The sequence below is a fragment of the Luteococcus sp. genome (assembly GCF_043424415.1).
Lineage (GTDB): Bacteria > Actinomycetota > Actinomycetes > Propionibacteriales > Propionibacteriaceae > Luteococcus.
Map to the genome: position 1 here is coordinate 1 of NZ_JBHWOO010000066.1, position 9,070 is coordinate 9,070.

The 9,070-nt window shown below is 69.0% G+C and carries 11 protein-coding genes; all 11 read right to left on the minus strand.

What is annotated here, in order from left to right; all coding sequences use genetic code 11:
• Positions 1–38 precede the first annotated feature (38 nt).
• Positions 39–1,064 carry a class II fructose-bisphosphate aldolase gene (gene fbaA, locus ACHFFZ_RS03770; protein ID WP_394275330.1) on the minus strand — a complete coding sequence of 342 codons (1,026 nt, stop codon included), beginning with the start codon at positions 1,062–1,064 and terminating at the stop codon, positions 39–41.
• Positions 1,065–1,166: 102 nt separating this feature from the next.
• A complete protein-coding gene (locus ACHFFZ_RS03775) occupies positions 1,167–1,739 on the minus strand; it encodes a hypothetical protein (protein ID WP_394275331.1) in 573 nt (190 codons plus the stop codon).
• 24 nt (positions 1,740–1,763) lie between these two features.
• Positions 1,764–2,525 (minus strand): GntR family transcriptional regulator, encoded by a 762-nt coding sequence (locus tag ACHFFZ_RS03780; RefSeq protein WP_394275332.1) that lies wholly within the window; start codon positions 2,523–2,525, stop codon positions 1,764–1,766.
• Positions 2,526–2,607: 82 nt separating this feature from the next.
• Positions 2,608–3,222 (minus strand): TrmH family RNA methyltransferase, encoded by a 615-nt coding sequence (locus tag ACHFFZ_RS03785; protein ID WP_394275333.1) that lies wholly within the window; start codon positions 3,220–3,222, stop codon positions 2,608–2,610.
• A gap of 3 nt (positions 3,223–3,225) precedes the next feature.
• Entirely contained in the window at positions 3,226–3,882 is a 657-nt protein-coding gene (locus ACHFFZ_RS03790; protein WP_394275334.1) for a LemA family protein, read from the minus strand.
• 22 nt (positions 3,883–3,904) lie between these two features.
• Positions 3,905–4,444: an orotate phosphoribosyltransferase gene (gene pyrE / locus ACHFFZ_RS03795; protein WP_394275335.1), complete on the minus strand. Its 540-nt coding sequence runs from the start codon at positions 4,442–4,444 to the stop codon at positions 3,905–3,907.
• Between the two features lie 19 nt (positions 4,445–4,463).
• Entirely contained in the window at positions 4,464–5,111 is a 648-nt protein-coding gene (locus tag ACHFFZ_RS03800; RefSeq protein WP_394275336.1) for a class E sortase, read from the minus strand.
• Positions 5,108–5,527 carry a hypothetical protein gene (locus ACHFFZ_RS03805; protein WP_394275337.1) on the minus strand — a complete coding sequence of 140 codons (420 nt, stop codon included), beginning with the start codon at positions 5,525–5,527 and terminating at the stop codon, positions 5,108–5,110. The genes ACHFFZ_RS03800 and ACHFFZ_RS03805 overlap by 4 nt, the downstream gene beginning before the upstream one ends.
• Complete coding sequence (locus ACHFFZ_RS03810; RefSeq protein WP_394275338.1) at positions 5,524–7,530, minus strand: hypothetical protein; 2,007 nt, start codon at positions 7,528–7,530, stop codon at positions 5,524–5,526. The genes ACHFFZ_RS03805 and ACHFFZ_RS03810 overlap by 4 nt, the downstream gene beginning before the upstream one ends.
• Positions 7,531–7,830: 300 nt before the next feature.
• Positions 7,831–8,634, minus strand: a complete 804-nt coding sequence (locus ACHFFZ_RS03815) for a spermidine synthase (RefSeq protein WP_394275339.1) — start codon at positions 8,632–8,634, stop codon at positions 7,831–7,833.
• Between the two features lie 66 nt (positions 8,635–8,700).
• A partial coding sequence (locus tag ACHFFZ_RS03820; RefSeq protein ID WP_394275340.1) for a hypothetical protein occupies positions 8,701–9,070 on the minus strand: 370 nt, incomplete at its 5' end.

A 9,070-nucleotide genomic window follows, 5' to 3' on the forward strand; every position in this document is an offset into this window, starting at 1 on the left:
GGTGTGCCGTCGGGACAGAGCCTTGAGATCCTGGAGGATCAGGCCGTGTGGGTGCCTGCCGAGCGCAGCTGCTGGCAGGCCTCCACAATGCGCTTGGCCATGCCGGCCTCGGCGCTCTTGCCCCAGGCGCGGGGGTCGTACTGCTTCTTGTTGCCGATCTCGCCGTCGATCTTGAGCACGCCGTCGTAGTTCTTCATCATGTGATCCACGACGGGGCGGGTGAAGGCGTACTGGGTGTCGGTGTCGATGTTCATCTTCACGACGCCGAAGTCCACGGCATCGCTGATCTCCTGCTCGGTGGAGCCGGAGCCGCCGTGGAAGACCAGCGCGAAGGGCTTCTCCCGGCCGTACTTGGCGCCGACGGCCTCCTGGATGTCCTTGAGGATCTCGGGGCGCAGCTTCACGTTGCCCGGCTTGTAGACGCCGTGCACGTTGCCGAAGGTGAAGGCGGTCAGGTAGATGCCCTTTTCGCCCAGGCCGAGGACCTCGGCAGTGCGCATGGCGTCCTCGACCGAGGTGTACAGCTTGTCGTTGATCTCACCGACGACACCGTCCTCCTCGCCGCCGACGGCGCCGATCTCGATCTCGAGGATCTGGTGGTTGGCCCTGGTCTTGGCCAGCAGCTCATCGGCGATCTGGAGGTTGCGCTCCACGTCGTCCAGGGCCGAGCCGTCCCACATGTGGGAGTTGAAGATCGGGTCCTGGCCCTTGGCCACGCGCTCGGCCGACAGGTCGATCAGGGGACGCACGAAACCGTCGAGCTTGTTCTCGGGGCAGTGGTCGGTGTGCAGGGCGACGTTGATGGGATAGTTCTTGGCAACCTCACGGGCGAAGTCAGCCAGGGCCACGGCGCCGGTGACCATGTTCTTGATGGTGGGGCCCGAGACGTACTCGGCGCCGCCGGTGGAGACCTGCAGGATGCCGTCGGAGCCGGCCTCGGTGAAGCCCTGGAGGGCGGCGTGGACGGTCTGCGAGGACGTGACGTTGATGGCGGGGTAGGCGAACTTGCCGGCCTTGGCCCGCTCGATCATCTCGGCGTAGACATCGGGAGTTGCGATGGGCATGACTGCCTCTTTCCTGTGTTGTCGATGTTGCTCACCCCCCATTCTGCCAAGGATACGGACCAAGCGCAGCCCTCGGGGTCCGGCGGCGGCCCGGGCTCGCGCTCAGCGCAACCGGTCGAGGCCGGCCAGGTCGAGCCCGACGCGCCCCCCGGAGGTGGCTCGGAGGCCGGCATCGATCGTGCCCGGCAGCGCGTCGAGGAAGCTCAGCGGCAGCTGCCAGTCGACGGCCGGGTCGGCGTCGGCCACGATGCGCGGCCCCACACCGAGCTTGCTGCCGCGGCTGCGCATCCCCCGCACCTGGTCCCAGCGCAGGTCCTGCGAGGAGCCGTCGAGCCCGTGCAGGCGCACGCCGTGGCGGCCTGCCTCCAGGGCAGGCCCGCGTCCGATGCGGGCCAGTGCCCGCCGCGCCCCCAGCAGCCGCACCAGGGTTGCCACGATGAGCACCAGGCTCACCCCGTAGCCGGCCACCAGCAGCCAGGGCGATCCCCACTCCTGGCGCTGCTTCCACCAGATCGCAGTCCAGATGGCCGCCCCCAACAGGGTCCAGATGACCCGGTTGCGCAGGAGCGCCCCCAGCTCGGCCACGCGATGGGCCATCGGGACCGCATTGAAACTGACCACGAAGCTGTCCAGCACAGGACGGACCCGCTGGTCGGGGCTGAGGGCTCGATCCATGCCCCCCATGCTAGGCGGCACCGTTCAGAGGCTCTCGTCGCGCGGGCGCAGCGTGGAGTGGATGCGGTAGCGGTCGCCCCGGTACCAGCTGGTGGCGTACTCCACCACCACCTCGTCGGCATAGGTGAGCCGTTCCTGCACCAGCAGGGGTGCCCGCCGGGCGATGCCGAGGATCCGCGCACGGTGGGCATCAGCCGCCTCGGCCCGCACCGTCTGCTCGCCCCGGCTGGCGACGATCCCGTAACGGCTGGCCATCAGGTCGTAGACGGTGTTGAGGCGGTGATCGAGCAGGTCGGGGAAGAGGTGGCAGGGATACCAGCCCACCTCATGGGCCATCGGGGTGTCGTCGGCCAGCCGCAGGCGCTCCAGGCGGACCACGTCGCTTCCCGGCTCCACCTCCAGCACCTCGGCGACGTGCTCGTCGGCCGGCTCGCAGACGGCGGACAGCACCTGGGTGCGCGGCTGCAGGCCTCGCGATCGCATCTCCCGGCTGAAGCTCATCAGGTGCAGCCGGCTGTTGACCCTCGGGCCCGTCACATAGGTGCCCTTGCCCTGGGTGCGTTCCAGCCGCCCCTCCTCCACCAGGTCGGCGATCGCCTGGCGCACCGTGACCCGGCTCACCCCCAGCTCGGTGACCAGCTGCCGCTCGGAGGCCAGTGCGTCGCCGGCGTGCAGCTCGTCCTCGATGCGCCGCTTGAGGATCTCGCGCACCTGCGCGCGCTTGGTGGTGATCGGCCCCTCGTCAGTCTGCATCGGATTCTCCTCGCGCTGGTCGGCCCTGCTCACCGGAGGACCATGGAACCACCGTGCACAGTGGTCCCACAACCATACCAGTGCGGCCCCCAACGTCGTGGCAAAGGGCCTGACCTCAGGCGTGTTGCAGAGCCCAGTGGTACATGGCGATCGCCGCCGCAGCGCCGGCATTGATCGAACGCGTCGAGCCGTGCTGGGTGATGGCCACCAACTGCGAGCAGGCCCGCACCATCTCGTCGGTCAGCCCGGGGCCTTCGGAGCCGAAGACCAGGCAGCAGCGCTCGGGCAACCTGGCCGACTCCAGCGGGACGGAGCCGGGCAGGTTGTCCACGCCCACCGGGACCACCTCGTGCCGGGCGAGCCAGACGGCCAGTGACTGCTCGTCGGGATGGTGCACCACGTGCAGGTAGCGGTCGGTGACCATCGCCCCGCGGCGGTTCCAGCGCCGCCGCCCCACGATGTGCACCGCCTCGACATTGAAGGCATTGGCGGTGCGCACCATGGAGCCGATGTTGAAGTCGTGCTCCCAGTTCTGGATCGCGACGTGCAGCGGATGCCGGCGGGTGTCCAGCTCCTCGACGATCGCCTCCAGGCGCCAGTAACGGAAGCCGTCGACCACATTGCGCCGATCACCTGCGGCGAGCAGTTCCGGATCGAGCCGCTCGTCCTCGGGCCAGGGCTGCGGATGGGGGCCCACCCCCGTGGTGGGGGCGGTCGGGTCGTCACTCAAGGATCAGGCCTGCGGTGGCAGCTCGCGGTGCTGCTCGGCCCCGGGCACGGACTTCTCGTCCCGGTAGCTGATCTCGCCGAAATTCACCTCGGGGCTGCGGCGCACCGCATCGTTGACCTCGAAATAGGTGGCCTTCTCGAAGTGGAACATGTTGGCGACCATGTTGCTGGGCACCGACTCGACCTTGGTGTTGTAGGCGCGCACGTTGGCATTGTAGAAACGCCGCCCGGCGGCGATCCGGTCCTCGGTCTCGGCAAGCTGGCGCTGCAGCTCGAGGAAGTTCTCGTTGCTGCGCAGTTCCGGGTAGGCCTCGACGCTGACCATCAGGTTGCGCACGGCGCCGGTGAGCTCCTGCTCCACGGCCGCCCGCTGCGGATCGGCCTCGGTGCCCGTGCCCTGGCTCATCTGCACCGCCCGGCTGCGCAGCTGGGTGATCTCCTCCAGCGTGTTGCGCTCGTGCGCAGCATAGGCGCGCACCGTCTCGATCAGGTTGGGCAGCAGCTCGTAGCGCCGGTTCAGCTCCACGTCGACCTGGCGCCAGGACTCCTGGATGGCATTGCGCTGGCGCACGAAGGAGTTGTACGGGGCGATGAACAGCACCCCGCCCAGCACCAGCAGGCCGAGCACGAGGGCCAGCAGGATCCAGATGAGTAAGGTCATGGCTTCTCCTTGGGGTCGGGGCTCACAGGCCCAGGTCGTCGAGGCCGATGGCGAAGCGGTACTCCAGGCCCGCCGCTTCGATGGCCTCCTTGGCACCCGTGCCACGGTCGACGATGCAGGCCACACCCACCACCTCGGCTCCGGCCTCGCGCACCGCCTCGACGGCGCTCAGGGCCGAGCCGCCGGTGGTGGAGGTGTCCTCGACCACCAGCACGCGGCGGCCCTTCACCTCGGTGCCCTCGATCTGGCGCTGCATGCCATGGGTCTTGGCATTCTTGCGCACCACGAACATGTCCAGGCGCTGGCCGGCATGGGCGGCGTCGTGCATCATCGCCCCGGCAACCGGGTCGGCACCCAGGGTGAGGCCACCCACGGCGTCGAAGTCCCAGTCAGCCACCAGTTCGCGCATCACGCTGCCGACCAGGGGCGCGGCGGCGCCGTCCAGGGTCACGCGGCGCATGTCGACGTAGTAGTCGGCCTCCCTGCCACTGGCCAGGGTCACCTTGCCGTGGACGGCGGCCAGGTTCTTGACGTGCTCGACGAGTTCTTCGCGGTGGGTCATGGTGCCAGCCTAGTGGTGACTACTTCTTCTTCGTCTCGACCAGGTGCGCAAAGGCCACCGAACGGTCGGGCGAGTGGAAGAGGTCCTGGCAGGTGGTCAGCGTCATGATGGCCTTGGTGGGCTCCTCGCCCGGCTTGCCGGGCACCGGATCGAGCACCCAGCCGCCGTCGACATCGGCCACGGTGAGCTCCGATGGTGCGGTGTCGAGCTGGTAGGTGTGGATCGCGTCGCGGGTCTCGACGACGACCGTGGCGCCCTTCTGCAACTCCAGCAGGCGCCGGAAGGGTTCGCCGTGGGTGACGCGGTGGGCGGCCACGGCGAAGTTGCCGACCTGGCCCGGCGCGGCGGTGTCGTCGTACCAGCCGACGCCCTTGGCCAGCGCCTGCTCGTCGGTGCCCACCCGGATCGGCCACTCGTAGTCGGCGCCCAGGTCGGGGATGCGCAGCAGGGCGACGGCCTCGCCGGGCAGCTGCTTGCCGGGCTTGGCACTGGCCGCCGGCGCGGACCACTGCTGCTTCAGCGTCGCGGTCGAGTCCTGGGCGGCCTTGCGGGAGGTGACGTTGGTGCCGTAGAACTGCCAACCGGCCCAGGCGAGGACGCCCAGGCCGGCCAGAAGCAACAGCACGCCGAGCCAGGTGATGGCCCCACACGAGCGGGAACTGCTCACTGCGTGAGCTCTCCCGCTTGGACGTTGAGCACGCAGCGGTCGGCCTTGGCGAGCACCGTGGCCTTGCCGGTCAGCTCGGTCTTCTTGCCCGGCTCTGCGTCCTTGGCAGTCACCATGGTGGCGCCCAGCGGATTGCCGGAATCGTTCTTCAGCCAGATGACCATGATCGCGTAGTCACGGGCTTGCTTGGTGGAATTGGTCAGGGCGAGCTTGACGTCGGCGACGGCACCGGCCGCCTTGCCCTTGAAGCCGGGGATGGCGGGCAGCGTCGCCGAGACGGCGGGGGTGGTCGGGGTGACGCTCTTCTCGACGGTGGTCTCGGTCTTGCTGCAGCCGCCCAGGACACTGCCCAGGACGACGGCACCGACTGCGAGGATCACTGCGGGGCGGGGGATGGACCTTTGGGGGATGGTCACTTCTTCTCCTTCTTCTTCCTTGTGGTGATCAGGATGACGCCCGAAGCCACCAGCAGCAAGCCGACAAGCAGGTGCCACGGCTGGACACTCGAGCCGGTGCGCGCGATCCACGCACCCGGGTGCCTGGCCGGAGGCTCCGGGGTGGGCTCGACCGACGGGGCCGGGCTCGGGCCCGGGGCGGGCTCCACCGGAGTGGAGGCTGTCGGGACGGTGGCCGTACCGGTCGTGTCCTCGATCTGCGGGCCGGTCGCGGTGGCCACGTTGACCACCGATCCGGCGGCGGCCTCGGCCTCGGTGACCACGTGGCTGCCGGTGCAGGTGATCGACTCGCCCGGGGCCAGCGGTCCGGTGGCATTCGGGCTGCAGTCGAGCCGCTCCAGCATCGGGTCGCTGATGCCGACCTCGTCCAGGGTCACGTCGCCGGCATTGGTCACCACGATCGAGTAGTACATCCGCTCCCCCGGTTGGCCGAGGCCGTCGCCGTTGGTGTCGTCGAGCTGGGCCTTCTTGGAGACGGTGACCCGCTCGTCGGCCGTCGTCGGGGTGGTGACGGTTCCGGTGGCCGGGGAGTCCACCTGCGCTGAGGTGGCGGTGGCCACGTTCACCAGCGAACCGCTGCGCGCCTCGGCCTCGGTCCCCACGTGGCTGCCGGTGCAGACCCGCTGGGCGCCCGCGGCGAGCGGACCCTCCTGCGCACAGGACAGCTCGTCCAGCATCGGGTCGCTGATGCTCACCTCGTCGAGGGTGACGTCGACGATGGCGCGCATCTGGGTGACGTCCCGGGCGCAGCCGGGGGCCAGCTGGTCGGTCACCGAGATCCTGGTGATCGGCACCGAGCCGGAGTTGTAGATGGTCAGTCGGAAGCTCGGCGTGCTGCCGGGAGCATAGGCGGCGTCCTGTTCACCATTGGCGGCGGTCTTGGTGATCTTGATGTCGGCCACCGGCACCGAGACGATCTCGTTGGTGAGCAGGAAGGAGTCGCCAGTGGTGCGCACTGACAGGGTGAGGGTGCTGTCGCCTGCCACCAGGTTGGGCAGGCTTGCCGTGGTGGCATTGACCGAGGCGTTGTAGAAGGTGCGGGTGCCCACCGCGTAGTGGGGCACCGCCCCGTCGGCCCGGCCGACGAAGTAGTTCCCGGTCCTGTTCGTTACGGGGTTGAGCAGTTCGGTCATCGGCGAGGTGGTGTCGGAATAGGAGATGGTGTCGCCGGCGATGGTGGCATCACCCTCGAAGGCGACGGTGCCGAGCTTGGCGCCGGTGCCCTGCGGCTGCAGTCCGGTCAGCGTGATGTTGGTGGCCGGGTCGCCAGTGAACTTGCGCTCGTACCCGTCGTAGAGGTAAATCATGCGGCGCTGTGAGGCATCGGGCTGGGCGGTTTCGTAGCTGCCGAAGTCGTAGACCATCTGCAGTGCCCAGCCGCCGTAGCAGCCATAACCCTGGGGGGTCCAGACATTGCCCACCGTGATCGTCTTGACAGTGCCGTCTCCCGTCACTCCGGCGAAGGCGGAAGTGATGTCGGCATTGGCCGAGTAGTAGTGGGCCTGGGTGGCACCAAGGGCGGCCTGGCTCAGGTCGTCGGTGTAACCGCTGGGGACTGCCGTGCTGGTCTGACCGTTGACGGTGTAGGTGACCCGCTGCGTCGACGGCGAGGAGGACAACGGGCTGGGCGGCAGGGTCGCCTGACGGCTCGTGTCGGAGCTGCAGGTGGTGCCGGCGATGCCCTTGGTGGTGCCGGTGTTGCCCGACCAGACGAGCTTGGCCGCCACGACCGTGGCCCCGTCGGGGATGGTGTAGGTGGCGGAGCTGGAGTTCACGGTGCTGGCGTTGGCGTCGGTATCGGTGTAGCGCAGGGTGTAGAAGTCGTTGGCATCGTCGGCATAGGTGGAGCCGGTGAACAGGTTCAGGGGTGAACGTCCGTAGACGCTGTTGGTGGTGGCCGTCAGCACGCCATTGCCGACGAGGATGAAGTCGCCGTGCACGTCATGGGTGCCGGTGCGGGTCATCGGTCGACGGTGAGCGCCTCGGCATCCCCGGCGGGTGCGACCAGGGCGGCGGGCACAGCCAGAAGGAAGCACAGCAGCGCCACCAGACGGCGGGCCCTGGGGGTCTTCAGCACGTACCTACTCCACTACTCCCCCGAGCAGTTTTCTCAGCCCACACAGCGCAGACCATGACAATCATCCGTCACAGTGTGACCGCAAGTGGGGGTTTGCTGCAAGCGAAAAGGCCGCGCGTCTTTTCAGCAGTTGAGCATCCCGAAGTTGGTCATACGACCATCTGTCGTAGCGGCGGGGGGTGGCTGCTCACTCGAAGAAGTGCCGCCCCGACGGGGGGCCGGGCGAGGGCTCGCCGGCCCCATGGAAGGGCTGGGCACCCCCCACCATCCGCTCCAGGTGCTCCCCGTGGACCAGCCGGTAGGGGAAGACGGCCCCGGCCGAGATTCGCTGGAGCTGGTCGACCGGGAGCGCCACCTGGCTGGCCGCGATCACCACATTGCCGAAGCGACGGCCCTTGAGCGTCGCGCTCTCGGCCCCGATCATCACCTCGCCGAAGTAGCCGGCCATCCCCGCCAGCACCCGGCGGGTCCAGGAGAAGGGGTGGGTGTCGGTGACATTGAGCAGCAGCAGACCGTCGGAGTGCAGCACCCGGCGCACATCGGCGAAGAAATCCACGCTCACCAGGCCGCCCGGAACGCGGGCCCCGGCGAAGGCGTCCACGACGACGACGTCGGCATAGTCCTCGCGCATCGCGGCGATGCCGCTGGCCCCGTCGACCGGGCGGACCTTGATGCCGCTGTTGCGTGGCAGCGGGATCTTCTCGCGCACCTCCGCGGTGAGCTCGGCGTCGGGCTCCAGCACGATCTGCGGGCTGGTGGGGCGGGTGTGGGCGACATAGCGGGCCAGCGTCATCGCCGCTCCCCCGACGTGCACCACGCGCAGCCGTTCGCCGGGCTCGGCGTGGGCGTCGACCTGGTCGGCCAGCCGCTGCATGTAGTCGAACTCGAGGCGCGTGGGATCGCTGGGATCAACCCAGGACTGGTCGGCGCCGCCGATGCGCACCACCCAGGCGCCGGGGGTGTGGGGGTCGGGGATGACGCGTTCACTCACCCCGTGAGCCTATCGAGCCCCCCGAGGGGTGGCCCGAAAGGAAGCGCGCAACTTCGCGGCCGGGGCTCAGCGCACCCAGCAGGGGGCCCGCCAGCCCTCGCCGTCCTGCGTCGAGGCGACGATGATGCCGTCCTGGTAGTAGTTGCGCACGCCGTGCTCCTCCTTGGGCTCGGCATCCGGGTGCGACTCGACGATCTGGGCATCGGTCACCCGGCAGTTCTCCACGGACGACGAGGGAGTGGCCGACGAGGGAGTGGCCGACTGGCTCGCCGGGGCGGCGGGCAGGGTCTGGTCGGCCTGCGCCACCTGGGAAATGGCGATGCCGCCACCCACCAGGCCGAGCGCGATCACCGGGGCGGTCAGCCAGCGCAGGCGTCGGTCTGTATGCATGCGGCCATAGTAGGTGACGGCGGCCCGGATCGTGTGATCCGACATT

What these genes read in the sequence shown, in the direction of transcription:
- fbaA (WP_394275330.1), bottom strand. Translation starts at nt 1,064, where the DNA reads ATGCCCATCGCAACTCCCGATGTCTACGCCGAGATGATCGAGCGGGCC.
- ACHFFZ_RS03775 (WP_394275331.1), bottom strand. Translation starts at nt 1,739, where the DNA reads ATGGATCGAGCCCTCAGCCCCGACCAGCGGGTCCGTCCTGTGCTGGAC.
- ACHFFZ_RS03790 (WP_394275334.1), bottom strand. Translation starts at nt 3,882, where the DNA reads ATGACCTTACTCATCTGGATCCTGCTGGCCCTCGTGCTCGGCCTGCTG.
- pyrE (WP_394275335.1), bottom strand. Translation starts at nt 4,444, where the DNA reads ATGACCCACCGCGAAGAACTCGTCGAGCACGTCAAGAACCTGGCCGCC.
- ACHFFZ_RS03810 (WP_394275338.1), bottom strand. Translation starts at nt 7,530, where the DNA reads ATGACCCGCACCGGCACCCATGACGTGCACGGCGACTTCATCCTCGTC.